Raw genomic sequence first — 22,815 nt, forward strand, 5'->3', positions numbered from 1 at the left:
TTATACTTACCTAAATTTTTTAACAACCTTAATGACCGATTCAGTATCATTCATAATATAGAAGTGAAGGCAAGGAACTCCAAAGTCAGCAAGACCTTCACATTGCTTTATGGCCCACTCTAGACCAATATCTTTTACGTGGTCTTGATTAGACATAACTTCATCTACAAATTCATTTGGAAAATCCACGTAGAAATGTTTTGGAATAGAGGCCAGTTGTCTTACACTCTTAATAATCTTTATTCCTGGAATTATTGGAACAGTTATACCAGCGTCGCGGCACTCTTTAACAAAACTGAAATACTTTTCATTATCAAAGAACATCTGCGTTGTAATATACTCTGCTCCCGCATCAACTTTTGCTTTGAGCATCTGTATATCAAACTTCATATTCGGAGCTTCAAAATGTTTTTCAGGGTATCCTGCAACACCGGTACAGAAGTCTAGAGGTCTTGCTCCTGAGATATCAGAAATATATTCGCCTTTTTTGATACCATCAATTTGTCTAACAAGATCAATTGCATAATTATTTGTATGCCTTCCAGTATCAATCTTCTTATTGTAGTTGGGGGCGTCACCTCTAAGTGCGAGGACATTGTGAATACCAAGAAAGTTTAGTTCAATAAGAGCATCTTCTGTTTCTTCTTTAGTGAAACCAAGTGAGAGAAGATGAACGCAAGTATCGATATTGAATCTATTTTGAATAATTCCACAAATACCAATTGTTCCAGGTCTCTTCTTGAAAACTTTTCTCTCAATCGAACCATCAGCTTTTTCATTATAAAAAGCTCCAGCCGCATGACTTGTGACATCAATCCAAGGTGGGTTGTAGGGCTGAAGGGCCTCAACGATATCAATAATATCTTGAACTGAGCGTCCTCTTGGCGGAGGAACAATCTCATAGCTACAAAGTAATTCTTTATTTTTTGCACGATCTAAATGTTCGATGATTTTCATTTCTTGAATACCTATTCTATAGAAGTAATTTAAGCTTCTATTCTATAGCTGATAGGACATTTTTGATAGGTGTATATTCAAAAAAAGTAGGATAGGAAAGGGCCTGGAGTAGCTTAAATATTAGCTACCCAGGCGATGGTGAGATCTTTAGGCACAAAGTGTGTTTATAGAAGGTGATATAGGAATAATCAGTGAGACCTTAGTCCCAAGATTAAAGATTGAACTTATTTTTAACTTACCTCTCCACTTTGTTATAACTTTCTTAGCGTGGTAGAGGCCTAGGCCACTAGAGTCTTTTGAGCTAAAGCCCAACTCTGATACTTTTGAAATTTGCTCAGGTGAAATTCCATGTCCATTATCAGTAATGGATATAATGAGTCTATTATTCTTGATAATGCCTTTGACTCTGATAAAGCCCTGGTCTGAAATCGCGCTGACTGAATTATTTAAAATATTAGAAATAACGCGCTTAAATTCTTCGGCCTGAATATTACAAAGAGAATTTTTAGCATTGCTTGCAAAGGAAATTTTGTAAGATATATTTTGCTTTTGATACTCGACTTCTTTTTCCTTAATAATTTGGTCAATTAATTTATATGGTGAAATCTGCTTTGTTTCTTCGTGAGAGTCCAAATTCGATACGAGCTTCTCAAGCCTTTTCATCGTCATGGAGATAATCTCTTTTTGATCTTCGCTCCATCCGTCATTGGTCTCAAAAACTGTCTTTAATACGCTCATTGGTGAGGCCATATCGTGCTTGAATTGTTGAATGTGTAAATTCTGTGGTTGCATTGTCTCTCCCTATTTTATTTTCTGAGACAATAAATAAAGTAAGTGTTGCTGGAGGGCAATAAAATACCTCGCTGAGTCAAACGCCTCCTGTCATGCTGGGATGCGTCCCATGGTGATATGGGTTAAGTATTTAAAAATGCGTTGATTTGTATGTGAAATATGCATCTATTGTGGGACAGGATCTTTGTATATGGCGGGAAAATATATCCATTCTCTCATCGTGAGAGGAGCAAAATTGGAGTTTGGCCAAGGGCTAGCCGATTTGAAGTTATAGAAATCTATTTTCAAAGAGGCTTATAATGACTCAGAAACTACTCCTAGTTCTTCTGGCCACTGTTTTTACCTTTGCGGCCAAGGCTACCAAGATTCAAATCCTTCATACAAATGATTTGCACTCACATCTAGACCACACTGATCACTTAGAAGAGCAAGGTGGTTACGCCAGATTAAAGACTTTAATCTCTTCTGAGAAAAAGAAGGCAAGTGATGCGGGAGTTTTCAATCTCACAATGGATGCCGGAGATTTTCTAGAGGGGAATATCTACTACCTGGCGGACAAGGGAAGAAAAGTTTTTGAGCTACACGATATGATTGGCTTTGATGTCGTCACGATTGGTAATCACGATTACTTGATGGGGACAGATGACTTGGACTCGATCCTCGGTGATGTGAAGCCTAGTTTTTCATTCTTAGGCGCAAACCTCTTCACAACAGATAGGTTTCAAAATATTAGAGAACAACTAAGGCCATATACTGAGTACGAATATAACGGAGTGAAGATTGCTATTTTAGGACTTACGACAAACGATATTCTTTATAAGTGGAGAATTAATGAAGGTGGAATTCGTGATGAATACGATACATGCAAGGAGTATACAGAAATTCTTAGAGAAAGAGGTAATGATGTCATCATCGCTCTTACTCACATGGGACTTAGTAAGGATAAGAAATTAGCAAAGAAGTGCCCTGAGGTTGATGCTATTGTTGGTGGGCATTCTCACCATATTTTAGAGGAAGTTTTATACGTAGAGAATAAGCTTGGAAAAAATATTCCTATTGTCCAAACAGGTTTTCATGGACGTTTCTTAGGGAAGCTAAATCTCGATTGGAATGCAGAAGATAAGAAATTATCTGTTGATAACTATGAGCTCTTACCTGTTGTCGCTGAGCCAGACTTAGAAGTATTGGCAAAAATAGAAGAGGCCAATGAAGATCTCTATGAAGAGTATGGAGAAGATTGGCTTCAAGAAGTCGTTGGGCGAAGTGAATTAAAGTCACCTCTAGAAGGTGGTAATAAGCATATATGGGGACACTTTATTAACGACTCTATGAAAGAGCAGACTGGAGTAGACTTCTCAATTCACGTGGAGCCTCTCTCTGGACTCAATTATCCAACACACTCAAATATTACGAGACGTGATCTTTATAATGGAAACCCAAGAACGTTTGAATTTGATCATAAGTATGGATACAACGTTTATACTGCAAACTTAAATGGTGCTCTTGTTAAAACTCTGTTTAAAATTGTTATGAGAACAGGTCTTCCGCTCTATGTTTCAGGGATTACTTTTGACGTTAAGAGAGAGACTGACAAAGGTTACGTAATTGAAAACCTTCGCTACAAAGGTGAGAAGATAAGCTCATTTAGAGATTACTCTGTAAGTTTCACAGAAGCCATTGTTAGAGGAGGACACTCCATCAGCAAGTTAACAAAGTTAATTCTAAAGGATGGTGAAGATTCTGGAATTTCAATGTGGGAAACTATGGAAAATAAATTGGAGAGAATTAAAATATTAGATGAGAATTACCTCGATGATTATGGCCGTAAAAGTAATGGCGAAAAAATCGATCGAGGTTATATCCCAGGTATAAAATAAGAGCGGCCTAGAGCTGCTCTTTTTCTTCAATCTTCTTGATAATTGTCCAGTTCATCGTCGCCAATAAAAGTGAGATAACTGGAGAGAGTAAATTGAAAAAACAATATGGAAGATAAGTCAGCGTCGCGACTCCTAGTGTTGCTGAATTATAGGCACCACCACTATTCCAAGGAATCAGAACAGAAGTCACAGTTCCTGCATCTTCAAGTGCTCTAGAGAGATTTCTCCTATCTAGTCCATATTTATCATAAGCATCGCTAAACATTTTCCCCGGAACAACAATCGCAAGATATTGATCAGATGCAGTTGCGTTTAGAACTAAACAACTTCCAAGAGTTGCACCAATTAGTGATCCCGTTCCTCTTACCATCTTTAAAATCGCACTAGAGATTTTCTCTAGCATTCCTGTCGCATCTAGTGACCCACCAAAGACCATTGCTGAAAAGATAAGCCAAACAGTAGAGAGCATTCCACTCATTCCACCACGATTAAGAAGAGAGTTAATCGTCTCGTGTCCTGTATCAATGATAAAACCTTCGTAAGTAACTTTTGTTATAAGAGTGTAGTAGGCCTGAAGACTGCTATCACCTCCAGCTAACTCAACCATCATATCTCTTTGAAAAATGAGGGCCGTAATAATCCCAATGAAAACACCAATCGTAATGGCCGGTAGTGCAGAAACTTTCTTTCTAACAAGAATAAGTACGATTATAGGTGGAATGAAGAGCCAAAGAGAAATATCAAACTTCTCTTGAATGGTTGAAAGCATAAGGTCAACAGTTTCAGTATTTAAGCTATGAGTCTCGTAGCTGAATCCAAGAATTGTGAAGCCAATAACTGCGAGAATAATAGCAGGTCCCGAGGTGTAAACCATGTGTCTAATATGATCAAAGAGATTTACCCCAGCAACTGCAGGGGCGAGGTTTGTAGTATCAGAAAGAGGGGACATTTTATCTCCAAAGTATGATCCCGATATAACAGCGCCAGCAACTGCCCCTGACGGAAGACCTAGAGTTTCTCCAATACCAATTAGGGCAATTCCCACTGTTCCGGTCGTGGACCAACTGGACCCTGTGGAGAGTGAGACAATGGCACAAATAATACAGGCCACAGGAAGAAAGACTGCAGGGTTAATGAGCTTTAGACCGAAGTAGATCATGGCCGGAACTGTTCCACAGAGAATCCAAATACCAATGAGCGTACCAACAACAAAGAGTATAATCAGTGCTGAAAGGGAAGTCGTAATGGAGTGAATAATTCTTTTTTCTATGTGATCGTATGTAACTTTTAGGTGGAAAATTCCAATGAGGGCGGTAATGAAGGCGGTGGTTAGTAGGGCGATTTGGTTGGCTCCGCCGGTAGCATCATCTTTAAATATAATTACATTGATAACGAGTAGAAAGATGAGGATGATTACGGGGATGAGTGACACCATGAGACCTGGCTTCTTAGCACTTTGCATTTAAATTCCTTGTTTTTTATTTATTCCATCTTAGAGGGAATGACACTCTTTGGCAAAAATCAAATATATAAAAGATCGTGGAATGAATTTTAATTCTTTGCTAAAATGGAGGAATATTTGATGTTAGCTTAGGAGTGAGCTTTGTCAGAATTAGTCGAAATTTCAAGTGAATACATACAAGCAAAAATCTCTACCTCTGGGGCAGAGCTCAAGAGCTTACTGGATACAGAGTCATATAAAGAATACCTTTGGCAATCTGATGAGAAGTGGTGGAAGCGCTCGGCTCCCATTCTCTTTCCTATTGTAGGAAAGTTATTAGATGATAAGTACCGCATGGGGAATAAGTATTACTCAATGTCTCAACATGGCTTTGCTAGAGATATGGAATTTCAAGTTGTCAGAGCGGAGAAGGACTCAGCACACTTCAAGCTTGAGTATACTGAAGAAACTTTGAAGGTTTTCCCTTTTAAGTTTGTTCTAGAAGTGAAGTTTAAAGTTTATGGGCCAAAGCTCTTTGTCGACTACGAAGTGAGAAATGTAGATCGAAGAGATATGCTCTTCTCAATAGGATCGCACCCAGCTTTTAATGTACCTCTAGATGAAGGGGATAAGGCTTCTGATTATTATATTGAATTTGAAGAAGAGGAGTATGGTGGAGCTTACTATCTAGAAAATGGGTTAGTTAATTTTCATGGGGCTCCAGATAGAAGAATGTTTAAAGGAAAAAAGATTCCTTTAACTGAGAAGTTATTTAAGCATGATGCTCTAATCTTTAAGGATATTGCCTCTTCTAAGGTAAGCTTAAAGAATACATCAAACTCAAGATCTGTCGTCGTCGAGTTTGAGCACTGTCCCTATCTCGGTCTATGGGCCCCTGATGGAGCGCCATTTGTTTCAATTGAGCCGTGGAGTGGTGTTGCCGATGGAGTAGACTCTAAGAATGATTTCTTTGAGAAAGAGGGATTAATCACCTTAGAGTCGGGAAAATGTTTTCAGAGTAGTTATTCGATTTTTGTAAATTAAACTTTCATGATTGTTGTCGCCAAGCCAAAGAGGATAATCATAAGTGCTCCGAGCTTATTAACAACTTTTGACTCTAAACGCTCAACTTTATCATCGAGGCGTTCAATCTTATCCTCGACACGCTCAAATCTTAAATCGACATCATCAAATCTTTTAGAGAGTTGATCACAGCGCTTATCGAATTTATCTTCAAGTTGATCGCAGCGTTTATCGAATTTATCTTCGATTTGATCACAACGCTTATCAAATTTATCTTCGATTTGATCACAGCGTTTATCGAATTTATCTTCGATTTGATCACAACGTTTATCGAATTTATCTTCAAGTTGATCGCATCTCTTATCAATAAAGTGACTCATATCTTTGAGCTGCGCAGAAGTTACGTATTGATGATCTTTAAGGTCTTCTCTTGTTGCAAAGTTTGCATTCATAAGATCCATCCAAGTTTTGACAGAAACTTTAGCCTGCTCTGAAGTAAAGCCGGCCTTCTCTAGTTCTTCAGTATACCTTAATGCGTTAATCATTTCATCTCCTTGTGTAAGTATTGGATACTTCACAGCTCTTATGCAGACATGGTGACAAACGCACTTTTTTAAGTGTTTGATATTATTGTGAACAATGATTGAGTGCCCATATATTTGAGCGATCTCTCCATTTAAAAAAGTTATACTCTAGAACCCATTCAGGATAGGAAAGGTATTTAAGCTCACAGTTATAACTTCTTCGAAGTTGTTCTAGGTCGCTATACTTTGTTGTAAAAGTGTAGAAGCTTCCCGCTGTAGGGATTTGATCCTTTGTTAGGGTGAGCTGCTTTCTCTTGTATACTTCCATTTCAAGTTCAGGGTAGCGGCCTTTTCTATCTTTAAAAATATGCACAGTAAGGGGAGAGCCCTCTTTAAAGTGATAGAGAAATTTATAAAACTTTAAGGGTGTATAGGCCGGCTTAAAGCTAACGATTGCAACACCTATTAAGTTAATGGAAAAGAGAAATATAAATACTCTCTTATAATTTTTAAAATTTATAATCCTAAAGCACATATACAAGGAGATCCAAAGCAGTGGGTAAATAAACCTCAGCTCCTTGTGTCCAATCATACTGTGGAAAATAAAGAATGCGATAAAGAGTGTCGCCTCTAAGCTTTTAGGGAACTTTTTAATGAAGACTAATGAACTAGCAATAAAGAGAAGTCCAAAAATATTTAATTTCTTTAAAGTAAGTGAGAAGTATCCCCACCAAGGGCTAACGCCAAAAGAGCTTATCTTATCTTTTATAAGGTTTTCTGTAAGGTAGTTAATAGGTGTTAGAGTAAAATGAGAGTAACCTAGAAAGTCAAAACCAAGACCAATGAGAACTCCTATTGTTATTGAGCTCGCGAAATACTTAAGCCATGTGATGGGACACATTTTTTCTCTGATGAGTATCCATAGTCCAAAGGCCAGAGAAAGAATTCCCGTTTGGTGCCTGAGTGAGAAAGCAAGTCCTAGGAGAAGCCCTCCTTGTAAAAGACTCTTCTTTGAAATTTCCTTTTGAATTGTTAAGAATCCGAGTAGTAGAACACACGTCGAAATATTATCGGAAGAGGTCCTTGAACTCATAAAGACGATTGGCCAAAAGAAAAGGGCAAATATTTCAAAGAGTGTGCTCTGTACTTTTGGAAGCTTCTCTTTATAGATTTGTATAAATTTGAACAGAGTAAAAAATCCTAGGCATGCTGAAAATAATCTTGCGATAGTTGCAAGCGCGAATGGATTTTCTAGTCCTAAAAACTTAAAAGGTGCGAGTAGAGCAACGTAGAGGTAGGGAAGTGTCCATGGGCGAATTTTTGTCTCTAGCTCCCAAGTCTGTAGCTGATCAAGGATGCCGAGTTTGTAAAATGCGAAGTCTAGGGTGTAGTACTGCTCATCTGGATGAAGAAAGCCGATGGATAAGAGTGATGTTAAAATAAAAACAAAAAAGGACAATAAGTAAATTCTCTTTTGATCTGTCATAGCTTAATCCAATTACCTTCATTGAGAATTTTAAAACCATTTAGAAGAAATTATACGTTTTATGAGCGTCTGTAAATCTTGGTGTTGTTTAAAATTGGAGATTTCAGTATTAATAAACTCTTTCAACTCGGAATCTTTGAGATCATTAATTTGGGTAATTGAGATATCCTTACCAGTGAGGAATTTGAAGTAGCGTGTTGTAGCACAGGCGTAGAAATCTCTTGTTTTAGAAATTTGTGAGCCAAGTTGATCTAGGTTATTAACTTTAGTGTTTATGAAGTTATTTTCGATATCTCTATAAACAAAGGAGCCGCTTGCCTTAGTGAGATGATAGTCTTTAATTGTATCAAAGAGCATCGCGTTCTTTGGTGCACTCTTTGTCCCTTGGTGATACTTGATATGGGAGCTTCCTTGTTCTGAGACATCATTAATAATTAATTCTGCATTTCTAAGCAATCCGGCCATAGTATCCATTGTCGCATGACAGGACATACAGTTCTTATCTTGGCTCCAGCTTAGCTTTGATTTCTTATTTATAAAGCCAATAGAATCTTCGGGAGAAATTACTGGAAGGTCTCTACAAAGTAAGTCTCTAATTAGGTTCTTTGAATAGGCCCTCATGAGCACTTTTTTTCCATCTGAAATATTTCCGTGAGGCCTACCATTATTAAAAAGAATATATGAATTACTTCCAAGAATTCCTCCTCCAATACTTTTATGAATATCTACCGGAGTAGATGAGAAAACAGGAAAGAATAGTTGGTTACTATGGGCGGGAAGAATGTCCTTCGTTTTAACCTCTGTTACACCAATAAGAGTTCCTCTATCTAGATGTGTGGGAGACCATGTCGTTGAATCAGTTTTTGAGAGCATGACTTTATACTCTTCTCTCTTCTTTATTTTCTCATCGCTTCCTGCTGTGATTAAGAAGTCTGAGTTGTGATCTGATTCTCTGATACCTTTTAATGTGTCACTTCCTTGAACAATAGTTGAATAGGAGAAGTTAGAGTTAAATAATGCTCTGGTTAAGAAAAAAGCAGGCTCCTCAAGCTCTACAATATCGTAGAGAATAGGAGAGTCATCCGCCATGTAGGCCATATAATTGGGAAACCAAGAGTTATGGAAAGATTGAAATGTTCTTAATACTTTTTGGCCTTCAAGGTTTTTTAAAGGAGTTGCTATTTTACTCTCTTTTCCTAGTTTGGCTGTCTCGATTAATTCTTGGCAGGCCATCTCTGCGCTCATCTCTTTCTCTTTAATTGCAATAAGTCTCTTATTGTCGTTCTTTGGAGATGTTCCGGTGAAGATTTTGTGGCATTTAATATACTTTTGAAGATCATTATCTGATTTTGAAATTTTCTGCCATTTCTCTGAGACACAGAGAAGATGAGATGCTTTTTCTACTATACTCTTTGAGTTTAAATTATAGAATAGGCCCTTTGTGAGAGAATACTTTTTAAGGAAATTAAATCTTAATGTATTTGAGTTTAGAAGTTGTGTTTTAATTTGATTCGCAAAATTAGAGGAGTTTCTCATATCTGGGTAGAATTTGAGAATGAGCTTCGAGATCTTGTCTTCGATGCTATTTGCACTTGAAAGAGAATTGTACAAGTAATTTGATACATCTTTATTTTCTGCTAATTGATCACAGGCCTTCTTTGTCAGTGCAAATCTTGATTGAAAGTCTGTGGAAAATGGAGAGATCTTAGATTCTGAAATACCATTTCTACAATAGAATCGACTCGACTTATTTATAAGTTGATCCTCTTTTTGAACTTCAATTTTCTCCATTAAAGAACAGGGACCGCCAAATGAATTTGGCCTAGAGAGAATATTGTCCTCTATAATATCTTTAGAACTCGGCCCATAGATTCCCTCTAGAATAGATGCTGTTAGAAATCTATTTGAATACAATTCTTCTGAGTGAGTAGATGAAATAAGAATCAGACAAAGGAGTACTCTCTTCATATATCCTCCTTGAATTTAGGAAGGATATTTCCTTTGGGGTCCTCTTTTACTAGACTGATTCCTCCTTCTGTAGATTTTACTTTGAAAATATCAGCGATAGTCGTGATTATGTCTCCATATCGCATCTCTCTGTGAAGTCCTGGGTGATAATTTGCTTCTCCCCAAGTGCAGAAGTGATCCTTTAATATATTGCTAGAACTCTCTTTTATGGATCCAATAATATTGAAGTTATTAATCTTTCCACTTATTAGGGTAGAGGTGTGACCTTGCCAGCCATGATCACTTCCCGCTTGATTCTTCTGAGGGGAGCGCTCAAATTCACTCGTAATATGCATTAAAGTTTTGTTAAATTCCCCAGAGATTTTTAAAGTGTTTTGAAGCTCAAAGAGGCACGTAGAAAAGAGGTGATAGATTTTACTATAGCCAATGAGGGCCGGAAGAGTTCCGATATAGTGAGCATCATTTGTAAATTCTAAATTCTTCTTTTTACTACTAGTGAAGCCTAGAGACTTATTAGCGGAGAAAGTAATTTTATCCCCATCTATTTTATGAGTAATGGAGTTTAGTGGTGCCGCTTGTGATATTTTAAGATTATCAAATGGATCAATATTTATAATTAGAACATTTGTAAGTTTAAACTTTAGTGAAATTTCAATCAGCGCAAATCTCTGTGCAAGCAATTCGTAGTTTATCTCTTTGAAAATATTGTTTAGATCATTGTCTGTTAGAATGTGATCTAAGAATTGGTACGCTCCCAAGTAGTCTAGTGGGTCAGTGGACTTATCTTCATTAATTTGAAATGTTGCGGGAAACTTAACACCTTTAATTTCTGTGTCTGTTATATTTTTTAATTTAAAATTCTTGTGAGCAGCTTTAATAAGCTTGTTGTACTTCGCATTTAGGGTTTCAAATTCTTTATAGATTTTTTCAAATGGAAGTTTGCTGATTTTATTAATTTTTTGATAGTGAAAACTATCTCTTGTCTTAAGTTTCTCACTTAAAGAGCTAAGGAAAGTTTTAATAGTTTCTTCGCTATTTATTTCTTTATCATTTTTAAAAAGATCGAGTATTTGCTTAATATAATTCTGGTCATCGACACAATTTGTAGCGCTAATCCCACTTGGTGTTTTGAAGGATGAAATGACTCCCTTATATAGGTCAGCATGATTTCCATTTACTGCAATGGCCTTAAATGGTCTCTGACTTGTGCTAGCAATTTGACCACCAAGACTAACCTGTCCTTCACTTGAGGACTCTAAAACTTTAGAGTTCGTATCGTGGCCATCTTTATTCATATTACAACCACGGATTACGAGGGCATTATTTAAAACCTCTTTCATTTTAACTGCTGGGCCATTACTTGTAGGAATCTCATTACCAAGTAGTGATGAAAGATAGAAACCGTGGTGCTGTATGGTCTTGTATTGAACTTGCTCATCGATAAACTCAGTTCCAATCATAGGAGAGCTTTTAAACTTTGATTTATCTGTTGGTTTAAGCGGGAGATCAAAGAGCCACCTTGGAGGAGACTCATAGAGGCTAAATAGAATGTAATTCATCTCTGAAGAAGTAGCGGATGGCCGCTTCGGATTGTCTTGGTCCTCATAGTTGGCCAAGGACTTTGGTGTAGCTGCGCACAGTAGGAGCAGGGAGAGGAATTCTTTTCTATTCATATACTTAGTATATACGATATTGAGAGAATAATTCGATATTTTTCCTGTTTTCAGTAGGTTGTCTGCCTAACATTAAAATCTCTTGATAAATATATAATATTTTCAAATTCTATTCGGTCAATTTCGGTTATTTGCTATGTATATACCCAACAACGATATACGTGAGGGCAAAATGCTTATGGAAACAGCAGTATCTAACAATGAGACAATTGTTGATGCGCTTGCACTGAGAATTCGGACCTATAAAAAGGAGCACCCGAACTTAAGTGGAGCGCAAATAGCAAGACGTTTCAATATGACGTCATCGTCATTGAACCGAATTGAGAATGGGGATGTAAGAGTTCCTACAATTGATCAAGTTTTAAAAGTTCTTAGAGGAACAGGCGCATCGGGTGATATCTTAAAATATCTCGATGCCAACTATCCTTCAATTGCTGAGACTTATAGAGAAGTCTACGACACAAGAAACACGGAGTTCATTTCCCAGGACCTCGAATGTCACCTAAACGATAAGGACAAGTTCCTTATTATCTTGTTGGCACTAACAGGTGATGGAACTACTAGAGAAGAAGTTCTCTGTGAGTTCGGTCGCAAGGGTCTTTCTGAATTAGAATACCTTCTTGAAAAGGGCCACCTCGTTGAGGAAGATGGTGTGATTGGGAAGAATGATAAGATTTTGAATACTTCGTTTGAGACGTTGAAGAATTTGTTATCTTACTCTGTTGATCAGTGTTTTGACAGTTCAAACATGTTATCAGGTGAAAACTATATCGCTTATAGCTCAATCGGAATTAATAAAGAGAAAGCGTTGAAGCGTATTATTGGCGTAATGAAAGAAGCTCAGAGAGAAATATCAGAAATTTTGAGTGACCCTGATCTAGAAGGAAACGATAAATTCTTCTATGGTCTTGCTGTCGATTCTTTAATTGCTACGGGCGCTGGAAAACAGCATTCTATTAATGTTGGAGGTTTACAGTGAAACAAATTATAGCAGTGACCTTTTTATTATTCTTTTCAGCTTCTAACGTTGTGGCAAAAGGAGGAGTCGGCAGTTCAGGCGGTGGCGGAGGAGTCAAGCCTGAGCAAAGACAGTCTTTAGAGGAACAGATGAGGCTAAGGCAAAATGGAGACGTTAGAATTGTCGCTGAAGCTATGTCCGGGAATGGAACTGGTGGTGGAAAAATCACTCAGGCAGATCCAGTAGAAGTTAAAATCTCTGACCTTTATGAGCTGACTCTAAAAGACGGAACAGTTATTAAGGCCGACGAAATTAAAGAATTCTTTAAGAAATAAAAAATAATTGGCAAGTCTGGAGCATATTCTTTGCTGCAGGCTTGTTTATTTTCCCATCGATAATTAAAATTTAGTAATGGAAAATAAAACTATTGCTAATATTTTAGCCGAACATATTGCAACCTATAAAAAATCTCATCCTAATTTAAGTAGTCAGCAAATTGCTAAGAAATTTGGTGTGACCAGTTCTTCCTTCAACAGAATTGAAAAAGGAGACGTATCAAATCCTACGATTGACCAAGTCGTAAAGATTCTTGGTGGGGTTGGGAGGCATGCTGAGATTGTGGGTTATCTGAGTAAGCATTATCCTATTGTAAGTAAAACATTTAGAGACTTTTACACAACTGAAGATGGAGTCAACTCAGGGGATAAGCTAAGTATATATATTCAAAAAAGAGAATTTGCACTTCTCATTTTGTATACTCTTGTTTGTAAAGATGTCACAAAGAGTGAAATAAAGAGAGTTTTTGGAGAGATAGGGGAGTTGAGACTAGAAAAGCTGATTGAGGAAAATGTTATAAGTGTTGATATGAAAGGTTTTGTGGGAGAAGTAAATCACTTTATTAAACTAGATCCTCAGGCAGCAATAAGTATAAGTAAAACTTTGTTGGACGAATGCTTTGAAGTATATGTTGATGGGGATTGGAATAGTATGCTTTGGGTTGACTGTAAAAGAGTGAAGAAGGATGTTGTTCCAGAGGTAATTAACATTTTAAATCAAGCATATAAAGACATAGACAATATCTTGAGTGATGAGAAAAATGAAGGTGATCATCCTATGTTTTACCTTCTCTGCACCGACAGCTTGTACCCAAAAATAAAATAATTCATCTTAATGAATAAGATTCTCAGCGTATTTGGACTCAAGCTAACTGCGAGAAGAGTGTAAATAATATTTGAAATAAATGGATACTATAATCGCGTCCTTTTTTTGTTCTAAGTCGAGAGCAAAAAGTTGCCATCTCGCTTGCCTTGTTAGTCATGTTTTTTATTCAAGGGAAAAATATGGCAAAGGTCTTAAAATACACATTAGATTTTGGAACGAGTAATACTCTCTTGGGAGCTGTTACTGAGTTTGGGAAGGCTTTTGCGCATGGCGGGCTTTAATGAGGTGAGCTTTACTTATGAGCCTGAAGCAGCAGCTAAAAGTGTAAAGATAAAGACTGATAAAGGATTAAATGTGCTAGTCGCCGATCTGGGAGCGGGAACAAGTGACTTTAGTGCCATTAGAATGAATAACGGAAAATTCGACTCTTCTGATATCTTGTCCGTATGTGGAATAAATGTAGCAGGGGATAGCTTCGACTATTCACTGATGAAGAATTTTATATTACCAGAGTTAGGATCGAGGGTTAAATTCAAGAAGCCCGGTAGTCAAATTGAGCATGGAATATCTAAGAAGCTTTTGAGCCAATTATGTAGTCCTGCAATTTTCTCCCTTATTAATGGCAAAGAAATCTCTCGCTATACTGAAGATGCTTTGGAATTTTTGGAGGATGAGGAAGATATAAGAAAGGTGATGAATTTGGAAAATCTATTTGATTCAAAGTTAGGATTTGATCTTATGAAGGAAGTTGAACTCTCAAAAATTGAGCTTTCAAAATTTATGGAAAAAAAGCTTTTCTATAGTAGGAGTGGAGTTAAGTTCGGATCAAAGCTAAGTAGATTGAAGTTTCATGAATCAGCACAAGACCCATTAGATAAAATCATGGACACTATTGATGAAGCATTGCTCCTCGCAGAACTGAAGGAGATGGATATTGATCAAGTTCTCTGCACTGGTGGAAGTGTTCAAAATCCTCAAATTCTAAAGCTCATCAATGGAAAGTTTGGAGAGGAGAAAGTCGTTCTTTCTAAGAATCAAGATGATGTTGTTGGGGGTGTGGAGTGAAGGATTTTTTAAAATAGCCGAATAACGTCTTGTTGGTTATAATCTTAATAATTTTAGAATGAGGTTGAATGAATACTTTGTATGGCTTCACATTTATGAAGGACGGCGTCCGCTACGACTATCCCTTTAGGGAAATGCTCAACTGTATGGAGTCGCTTGTGGACAAGTGTTATGTTGCTCTCGGTGAAAATGATGATGGTACCAGTGCAGAGGTTGAGAAGTTCTCTAAGGTTGAAGTTATCCCGACTATTTGGGATATGAGTAAAATGGGTGATGGTGGTTTAGTCTTTTCTGAGCAAACCAATATTGCATTGTCAAAGTTACGTGAGAATCATGCGTCTGAAGAAGGTGCGTGGGCAATTTATCTTCAAAGCGATGAAATTATTCATGAAGATGACTTTGAGCAGCTTAGAAAAGATATTGATGAGGCTGAAAGAAGTGGATGTGATGCTATTCGTTTTAGGTATTTTCACTTTTGGATGAGCCATTATAGAATTGCAATTAATAAACGATGGTACCCATGTGAGATTCGAGCAGTAAAAGTTAATTCGAATGTTGTTAATCACGGAGACGCACAAGGGTTTTCAGGTTTTACTAAGGTCTATGAAAGTGATGTTCATATTTATCACTACGGCCATGTCAGAGATGCCGCTAAGAGAGAAGAGAAGCAAAAGGATCTAATTCAGAGAATTCGACCTGGAATGAAGTTTTCAAAGTACTTAAATAGAGAAAAGAGAGCATTCGCTAAGACAAAATCAATTCCAATAAGAGTTAAGCACTCTAAGGTTATGCAAAGTCGAATTGAAAGAATGGGAGAAAATTATAACCTCTCCAAAGTTTCAAAATATTATATTGTTGGAGACAAGGATGACTTCCCTAGAAATATTGCAGAAAAAACTTTTATTTCAGAGGTAATCTTTAGGGAGTCAGTCTCAGAGGTTCCTTTTGAATTTAGAAAAGAGAGAATGTTTATAGTAAACCCCACATTGTTTGAGCGTATCCAGTGGGGAAGTTGCTCATATGTCTCTATGGAAAGTAAGCTTTCTAGAGAATGGAAAGTGGATACTCAGTTAATGATTGATCTTGGGGGGAAGACGCTTTGAAAGTCGTATTACTTCATGATTGGTTAACTGGCTTTAGAGGTGGAGAGCGCGTTCTTGAAGTATTTTGTGAGATTTTTCCGGATGCTCCACTATACACTTTGATATATGACAAGGGTTCTACTAGTCCTATAATTGAAAATAGAAAAATCAAGTCATCATTTTTAAACTATATACCTGGAGTAAAAAAACACTACAGAAAATTTCTTCCCTTGTTTCCTCTTGCTGCACAAAGTTTAAAGATTATTGAAGATGCCGATTTAGTTATAAGTTCTTCTCATTGTGTAATAAAGGGAGTTCGCAAGCCAAGTGGGGCAAAGCATATTAGCTATATCCATAGTCCAATGAGGTATTTGTATGATCAGTTTGATGTTTATTTTGGTAAGGAAGCACCTTTTTATCAAAGACTTGGAGCAATGATATTTAAAAACTACTTAATTAAATGGGATTTGCAAAGTAATTCAAATGTTGATGTTCCAATTGCAAATGCTAATTTTGTTCAAGAAAGAATTCGTAAATATTATCAATTAGATTGTGATGTCATTCATCCATTTGTAGACCTAAAAGACTTTAAAGAGAACCAAGAAAGCCCGGCAGAAAAAGAAGATTATTATTTAATGGTAACGGCTTTTGCTCCAAACAAGAGAGTAGACTTGGCGATAAGTGCATTTAACAAACTAGGTAAGAAATTAAAAATTATTGGCTCAGGCCAACAAGAGGATTATCTTAAAGAAATTGCTAATGAAAATATTGAATTTTTAGGAAATTTGTCACGAGAAGAAGTAGTAACACACTTTTCAAGAGCTAAGGCCCTAGTCTTTCCTGGTACTGAGGATTTTGGGATAACTCCGTTAGAGGCGTTGGCCAGTGGGACACCAGTTATCGCATATCGGTTTGGTGGTGTACTTGAAACATTGAATGATGATGTTGCTGTATTTTTTGATAAGCAAGATAAAGCAGGCTTAATTGGTGCAGTCGCAGATTTCGAGAAAAAAGTCTTCGTAAGGTCTAATCTTTATTCTAGAGCGGAAGAGTTTTCGAGAGAAAAATTCATAGAGAAAATAAAACATTTAGTAGAAAAGACTATGGAAAGTAAAAATGGCTAAGATTTTGGTTACCGGAGGAGCAGGGTATATTGGCTCACATATTGTAAATTTACTTCGATCAACCGAGCATGAAGTCGTTGTTTACGATGATTTATCTACAGGAAGAAGGGAGAGTGTAACCTTTGGGCGCTTAGTTGTCGGTGAGCTAGAGGATATTGAGAAACTAGAGGGATTGATTCAAGAAGAAAGATTTGATGCTTGTTTTCATTTTGCTGGGTCTATAATTGTTCCAGAGAGTGTTGAAAATCCTTTAAAGTATTATAATAATAATACTCAAAATACTTTAGACCTAATTAATCTCTGTGTAGAAAATAATATTAATAAATTTATATTCTCATCAACTGCTGCTGTTTATGGGGAGCCTGCGGGTGGAGTTTGTACTGAAGAAACTTCAACAAATCCGATTAACCCATATGGACGAACTAAGTTGATGACAGAATGGATGTTACAAGATGTAGCAAAAGCTCATAAGGACTTTGAATATATTGCTTTAAGATACTTCAATGTTGCAGGTGCAAGTGTTGACGGAAGAGTTGGGCAATGTTCCCCTCTTTCAACTCATCTTATAAAACTTGCTTGTGAAGCGGCGCTTGGAAAAAGAGAAGAACTTTTAATCTTTGGAGACGACTATGAGACGAGAGATGGAACCTGTATAAGGGACTATATTCATACTGATGATTTGGCTCGGGCCCACTTAGATGCTCTTGATTATCTTCTTGGTGGTGGTAAGTCTGAAGTAATGAATTGTGGATATGGTAATGGATTTACCGTTAAAGAGGTTATTGATGTTGTAAAGAGGGTGTCAGGAGTGAACTTTAGAGTTAAAGTTGCTCCAAGAAGGGATGGTGATCCTCCTGTGTTAATGTCAAAAACGGAAAAGATTTCAAAAAAGCTTAGGTGGAAACCTAAATATAATGATCTAAGTGTAATTGTAAAAACTGCACTAGATTGGGAAAGAGAATTGTAGGGAAATTATATCATGCACAAAATCTCACTTAAACTTACCTATGCATCTTTATTTATTCTTGCTGTTGGAATCTTTACTTCGGTAAGTATAAGTGCGATCAGTCATGTACTCTTAATTATTCCGGGTGTTTACTTTTTTTATAAAGACTTTATTAAGAAAGAAAAACCAATTGAATTATCTGGAAGTTCAGTTTTTCTACTTCTTATGATTGGGTCTATTATTCTCTCAGTAATCTTTAATTTAGATATCCTAGAGAATCCTTTAAAGAATCTCTTTAAAATTAAATACTTCATTATTCCATGGCTTGGAGTCTTTGCAGTGCAAAGACTCATTGATGAAGACCTATCTCCAAAAAAGAAGAATATTCTCATCAATACTTTCTTGATTGCAACAACGGTAGCTACTATCTCAGGCCTAATTGGTCTCTATACTGGCTTTAATCCAATAAAGATGAAGTCAGCTTGTCATTCGACAAGAGCATGTGGTCTGTACGGAATGTATATGACTTATGGTTATGGAGTAAGTCTTTTTGCTGTTCTTATGACTTCACTTGTATTTCTAAAGAAAAATATTGTGAACAGACCCCTTTTATATATCGCCACACTCTTTGGATTAGTTGGTACTGTGCTTTCTTTCGCTAGAGGAGGATGGCTTGGCTATATCGCAGGTGTTGGGGCCTTCTTTTTTAAGAAAAATATTAAGGTCTTCCTAGTTTCAATTGTAGTTTTAATAACTCTAGTCACAACTGCATTTTTTACAAGTAGCACAGTAAAAGACATGGTGAGCAATAGATCTACTTCCAATGATCAGAGAATTGCCTTCTATCTGACGGCGTACGCTGCTTTCAAGGAGAGACCACTCTTTGGTTGGGGTTATAGAAACTTTGAGCCAAATGTAAAAGAAATAAAAAAGAAGTATAATATAGCTTATCCAGATTTTGGGGGACATGCCCACAATAATATTCTGGAGCATTTAGCGTCAACGGGAATTGTAGGGTTTATTTGTACTCTCGGCTTCTTTGTTACGTGGTTAATGGAGTCATATAAAAGAAAAGATCTTACAGGCATTCTAACATTTCCATTTGTGGTAAGCTTTCTTACTTCTGGATTATTTCAGTACACCTTTGGAGATGGAGAGAACTTATTTTTGCTTATGGGAGTTTGGACAATTTTTAGACTTAAGAAGTGTAGTAGTGAGGGGACTCCTTGAGTTGTGCTTCATGTTATGTACACTTAATTGATATTATATGATCCTTGCTTGTGCTAGCTGTACCCATTTCTGATTTTCTTTGTACCACTCAATAGTTTTGTCTATTCCTTCGGGGAAAGAAGTTTTCGGCTTCCAACTAAGTTCCTCTTGAGATTTTTTAATGTCAACAGCATAGCGCCAATCGTGTCCAAGTCTATCTTCGGTGTATATAATTAAATCTTCACTTCTATTTATTCTTTTTAAAATATTCTTAGCAATCTCTATATTTCTTTTTTCACATTCTCCTCCTAGGTTGTAAGTTTCTCCAGATTTTCCCTTGGTGTATGCAGCCCAAACTCCTCTATTATGATCATCTACATAAATCCAGTCACGTATATTCATTCCGTTTCCATAAATAGGTATTGGCATACCGCTTAGTCCATTGATTATAGTTTTAGGAATAAGTTTTTCCGGAAACTGAAAAGGGCCATAGTTGTTGGAACAGCGAGTAATAACAGTATTGAGTGAGTATGTATGAAAATATGATTTTACTAAAAGGTCGGAGCCTGCTTTTGAGGAACTGTAGGGGCTGCTTGGTTTGATTTGATGATTTTCTGTAAAAGCATTTTCAAGTTCTCTTAGGGAGCCGTAGACCTCATCAGTGCTTATGTGTAGGAATCGAAAGTTGGAATTTGTTTCTCTGAGTTTTAGTGATAAGTTGAGTAGATTTAACGTTCCGATTATGTTTGTTTCAATAAATATATTGGGATTTTTGATTGAGTTGTCAACATGGGATTCAGCTGCAAAATGTATAATTCCATGAGGGTTTTTAATCTTTTTAAGTTCAGCGACTTCAGATGGGTTTCTGATGTCGATCCTTTTGAAGGAAAGGTGTTCATTGTTATCAATAGACTCTTTAATTGATTCATATATTCCGCAATAGGTAAGGTTGTCTATAATTAAGAAGTTGTATGCTTTCCTTATCTCATTTATTTGGGCAATTGAGTTGACAAAGTTACTTCCTATAAAGCCTGCACATCCTGTAAGTATAATTGTTGGTTTCATATTATTCCTTAACTAGGTTTAGAATGTATTGCCCATACTGACTCTTTGAAAGTTTTTCACCAAGAGTCTTTAGTTTTTGTTTAGAGATGTAGCCTTTGTTGTAGGCAATCTCTTCTGGACAAGAAATCTTGAGACCTTGCCTTTTTTCAATTGTTGAAATAAAGGTGGACGCCTCAAGCATGCTTTCGTGTGTACCAGTATCAAACCAGGCTATTCCCCTGCCGAGTAGTTCAACTGAAAGTGCCCCTCTCTTCATGTACTCCTTATTTATGTCAGTTATTTCTAGCTCTCCTCGCGGAGAGGGTTTAATAGTTTTAGCTATTTCTATAACGCTATTGTCGTAAAAGTAGATTCCTGTAACTGCATAGTTTGATTTAGGGTGATGAGGCTTTTCTTCAATGCTTACTACCTGTTTGTCTTTTGAGAACTCAACTACTCCATATCTCTTGGGATCTTGAACGTGGTATGCCATGATTACTGCGGAGGTATTATTGAGCTTTACTGCCTTTTGGAGCTTTTCGGATAAATCTGTTCCGTAGAACACGTTGTCTCCAAGTACTAGGCATACCTTGTCGTTGCCAACAAAGCTTTCTCCAATGATAAACGCCTGAGCGAGTCCATCTGGTTTTTTTTGCTCGGCGTATGATAGCTTAAGTCCCCATCTTTCTCCACAACCAAGTAATTTTTTGTATAAGGGGAGATCTTCAGGGGTAGATATGATTAGTATCTCTCTAATACCACTTAACATAAGTATTGACAATGGGTAGTAGATCATTGGTTTATCGTAGATTGGAAGAAGTTGTTTTGTTATGGGGAGGGTTGCAGGATAAAGTCTTGTACCTGTTCCTCCGGCTAAAATTATTCCCTTCATATATTTACCTTTGTCGATTTCTTTATAACTAACTGATCTTTTGAGAGCTTGTAAAGTCGATATCCATTACTTTCAAACACTGGCTTGCTCTCGATCGTGTAGGGGGTGGTTTTTGTATTGTATGAAGTTTGAGTGATGTACACATTTTTTCCAATGTATTTATTGGTAATTTCTTTTAGGTTTTCAGGGGATAGCATCTTTAAAAAAACAATCCTTTTGTCTAGGTTTCCATAGGAGAGGTACATATAAAATAAAATTTCGTCATTAATTAAGTATAGATCAGTCTGTAAAAGGTGGTTGTCAATGTGTTTAATGAATTCTGTTGACTGCTGGTAGTTATGTCTATCGATTCTTTTATTCATTGATAGAAAGTAAGTCTTGGTATCAGTAATCATTAAAATTGAAAAGTATACAAGAACAGGACTTATTACGATTCCTTTGATTGTGTTTTCTAGAGGCTTACTGAAGGTCCTTGGAATATAGCTTATGATGAATTGGGCTAGGAGTAAGATCCAGGCGTATTTTAAAAATCTAAAAATAAGTTCAACTCTATTAAATAGCTCGAGAGGGTACCTTGGGAGGTTATGAAAAAGAGAGAGAAAAACAAGTAAAATAATACCGTAGCTAAAGAGAAGGGAGGGTCTTGTTATGAGGTTTTTCTTGTGAAAGTAATTAGCCGTAAGGACTATAAGTAGGGTTAAGCTACATTGAAGTATGCTAGAGGCACTATTAAGTTTCCCGAAAGCCATTGAGAGGTTATTAAGGAAAATTGTAAAGATGTCCTTGTTGTCTGCAGTGGGGAGGCTGAAGCTAAGTGGAACGTCTTTTACTAAGATAGGGATAAGTAGGGCTGCGGCCGTGATAAGAATGAATAAAGAATTTCTCAGGAGGCTTTTTAAGAGCTTTTCCTCACTGTTGAAAACTGTAAGCATTATTGTAACAAGACTATATAGTTTTCCCATTGGGTGGCACAACATAGATAGTGCAGAAATTATTATAATTAGTATAATGCTTTTTCTTTTGATTGCTAGCGCCCATGAGACTGCAGAAATTCCTAGAGCTAGATTTGAGGGAACCATTATATGTATCCCCTGGGCCTTGAAAATTGCAGGGCTTGTTATAATAAGTAGACAGCTTGCAATAAACTTAGGGAATAGGAGGTAAATTAAGTATGCAATTGCACTAGATATAAAGATCACAGAAAGTATTCTAAATACTTTGTATGTCTTTGTTATGTCACTAGAGAAAGTATTGAGTGCTTTTAGTAGTAGGGTGTAAAGAGGCTTGTAGACTACTAGTACGCCTGCTCGGTCAACTGCTTTTCTAAATGCTATTTCTTCTGAGTTGGATCTTGAATTAATATCAGACTTGATGCCCTCAATGCTGTTGCAGGCATTTTTTGCACATTTGTTGAGAATATTAACTCTCGAGGTATACATGTATGCATCATCTGCCTCGGTGGGAAGTTTTCTTGAAAGCTCAACAGTTGATACGAAAAGAAATTTTGAAAATATAAAGATAGCAACACTTGATATAAAAAAGTAGTTTTTGTGTTTCTCTATCATAGAGGATCATTTTATATTGGTAATTTCT

General features: G+C 36.8%; 20 protein-coding genes. 10 read left to right on the forward strand and 10 right to left on the reverse strand.

Annotated elements, in window-relative coordinates; translation table 11 throughout:
• Positions 1-6 precede the first annotated feature (6 nt).
• Positions 7-957 (reverse strand): methylenetetrahydrofolate reductase, encoded by a 951-nt coding sequence (locus BMS_RS01540; protein WP_014243026.1) that lies wholly within the window; start codon positions 955-957, stop codon positions 7-9.
• Positions 958-1,104: 147 nt separating this feature from the next.
• On the reverse strand, positions 1,105-1,749 hold the full coding sequence (locus BMS_RS01545) for a sensor histidine kinase (protein WP_014243027.1): 645 nt from the start codon (positions 1,747-1,749) through the stop codon (positions 1,105-1,107).
• A 299-nt stretch (positions 1,750-2,048) separates the two neighbouring features.
• Here BMS_RS01545 and BMS_RS01550 point away from each other — a divergent pair, with 299 nt between their 5' ends.
• On the forward strand, positions 2,049-3,626 hold the full coding sequence (locus BMS_RS01550; protein ID WP_014243028.1) for a bifunctional metallophosphatase/5'-nucleotidase: 1,578 nt from the start codon (positions 2,049-2,051) through the stop codon (positions 3,624-3,626).
• A 7-nt stretch (positions 3,627-3,633) separates the two neighbouring features.
• Here the strand turns inward: BMS_RS01550 and nhaC are convergent, their stop codons facing one another.
• Positions 3,634-5,088: a Na+/H+ antiporter NhaC gene (gene nhaC / locus BMS_RS01555; protein WP_014243029.1), complete on the reverse strand. Its 1,455-nt coding sequence runs from the start codon at positions 5,086-5,088 to the stop codon at positions 3,634-3,636.
• Positions 5,089-5,229: 141 nt separating this feature from the next.
• Between nhaC and BMS_RS01560 the strand changes: the two genes are divergently transcribed.
• Positions 5,230-6,111 (forward strand): aldose 1-epimerase family protein, encoded by an 882-nt coding sequence (locus BMS_RS01560; protein WP_014243030.1) that lies wholly within the window; start codon positions 5,230-5,232, stop codon positions 6,109-6,111.
• Here the strand turns inward: BMS_RS01560 and BMS_RS01565 are convergent.
• The 4 genes from BMS_RS01565 to BMS_RS01580 all read right to left on the reverse strand — a co-directional run bounded on the left by BMS_RS01565 (position 6,108) and on the right by BMS_RS01580 (position 11,741).
• Positions 6,108-6,635 carry a hypothetical protein gene (locus BMS_RS01565; protein ID WP_044557169.1) on the reverse strand — a complete coding sequence of 176 codons (528 nt, stop codon included), beginning with the start codon at positions 6,633-6,635 and terminating at the stop codon, positions 6,108-6,110. The genes BMS_RS01560 and BMS_RS01565 overlap by 4 nt on opposite strands.
• Positions 6,636-6,717: 82 nt before the next feature.
• Positions 6,718-8,100 (reverse strand): glycosyltransferase family protein, encoded by a 1,383-nt coding sequence (locus BMS_RS01570; protein WP_014243032.1) that lies wholly within the window; start codon positions 8,098-8,100, stop codon positions 6,718-6,720.
• Positions 8,101-8,130: 30 nt separating this feature from the next.
• Complete coding sequence (locus BMS_RS01575; protein ID WP_014243033.1) at positions 8,131-10,068, reverse strand: hypothetical protein; 1,938 nt, start codon at positions 10,066-10,068, stop codon at positions 8,131-8,133.
• Positions 10,065-11,741 carry a DUF1501 domain-containing protein gene (locus tag BMS_RS01580; protein WP_014243034.1) on the reverse strand — a complete coding sequence of 559 codons (1,677 nt, stop codon included), beginning with the start codon at positions 11,739-11,741 and terminating at the stop codon, positions 10,065-10,067. Before BMS_RS01580 ends, BMS_RS01575 begins: the two co-directional genes overlap by 4 nt.
• A 178-nt stretch (positions 11,742-11,919) precedes the next feature.
• On the opposite strand from BMS_RS01580, the gene BMS_RS01585 reads away from it, so the two are divergent.
• The 8 genes from BMS_RS01585 (at position 11,920) to BMS_RS01620 (ending at position 19,307) form a co-directional block, all read left to right on the forward strand.
• A complete protein-coding gene (locus BMS_RS01585; RefSeq protein ID WP_014243035.1) occupies positions 11,920-12,720 on the forward strand; it encodes a helix-turn-helix domain-containing protein in 801 nt (266 codons plus the stop codon).
• Positions 12,717-13,034 carry a hypothetical protein gene (locus BMS_RS01590; protein WP_014243036.1) on the forward strand — a complete coding sequence of 106 codons (318 nt, stop codon included), beginning with the start codon at positions 12,717-12,719 and terminating at the stop codon, positions 13,032-13,034. Before BMS_RS01585 ends, BMS_RS01590 begins: the two co-directional genes overlap by 4 nt.
• 76 nt (positions 13,035-13,110) lie before the next feature.
• A complete protein-coding gene (locus BMS_RS01595; RefSeq protein WP_014243037.1) occupies positions 13,111-13,860 on the forward strand; it encodes a helix-turn-helix domain-containing protein in 750 nt (249 codons plus the stop codon).
• A gap of 267 nt (positions 13,861-14,127) precedes the next feature.
• Entirely contained in the window at positions 14,128-14,925 is a 798-nt protein-coding gene (locus tag BMS_RS01600; protein WP_044557172.1) for an Hsp70 family protein, read from the forward strand.
• 68 nt (positions 14,926-14,993) lie between these two features.
• Positions 14,994-16,028 (forward strand): hypothetical protein, encoded by a 1,035-nt coding sequence (locus BMS_RS01605; RefSeq protein ID WP_014243038.1) that lies wholly within the window; start codon positions 14,994-14,996, stop codon positions 16,026-16,028.
• Positions 16,025-17,131, forward strand: coding sequence for a glycosyltransferase (locus BMS_RS01610; RefSeq protein WP_014243039.1), 1,107 nt, complete (start codon positions 16,025-16,027; stop codon positions 17,129-17,131). Before BMS_RS01605 ends, BMS_RS01610 begins: the two co-directional genes overlap by 4 nt.
• Positions 17,124-18,098, forward strand: coding sequence for a UDP-glucose 4-epimerase GalE (gene galE, locus BMS_RS01615; protein WP_014243040.1), 975 nt, complete (start codon positions 17,124-17,126; stop codon positions 18,096-18,098). The genes BMS_RS01610 and galE overlap by 8 nt, the downstream gene beginning before the upstream one ends.
• Positions 18,099-18,110: 12 nt before the next feature.
• A complete protein-coding gene (locus tag BMS_RS01620) occupies positions 18,111-19,307 on the forward strand; it encodes an O-antigen ligase family protein (protein WP_014243041.1) in 1,197 nt (398 codons plus the stop codon).
• Positions 19,308-19,340: 33 nt separating this feature from the next.
• On the opposite strand, the gene rfbB is transcribed toward BMS_RS01620, so the two are convergent.
• From rfbB to BMS_RS01635, 3 genes are read right to left on the reverse strand one after another with little or no spacing between them, the layout of a single operon-like run.
• The gene (gene rfbB / locus BMS_RS01625; protein WP_014243042.1) at positions 19,341-20,351 is read right to left on the reverse strand and encodes a dTDP-glucose 4,6-dehydratase; all 1,011 of its coding nucleotides are present in this window, start codon (positions 20,349-20,351) and stop codon (positions 19,341-19,343) included.
• Position 20,352: 1 nt separating this feature from the next.
• Positions 20,353-21,222, reverse strand: a complete 870-nt coding sequence (gene rfbA, locus BMS_RS01630) for a glucose-1-phosphate thymidylyltransferase RfbA (protein ID WP_014243043.1) — start codon at positions 21,220-21,222, stop codon at positions 20,353-20,355.
• A complete protein-coding gene (locus BMS_RS01635; RefSeq protein WP_014243044.1) occupies positions 21,219-22,787 on the reverse strand; it encodes a hypothetical protein in 1,569 nt (522 codons plus the stop codon). The genes rfbA and BMS_RS01635 overlap by 4 nt, the downstream gene beginning before the upstream one ends.
• Positions 22,788-22,815 lie beyond the last annotated feature (28 nt).

It is taken from the genome of Halobacteriovorax marinus SJ, assembly GCF_000210915.2.
Classification (GTDB): domain Bacteria; phylum Bdellovibrionota; class Bacteriovoracia; order Bacteriovoracales; family Bacteriovoracaceae; genus Halobacteriovorax; species Halobacteriovorax marinus.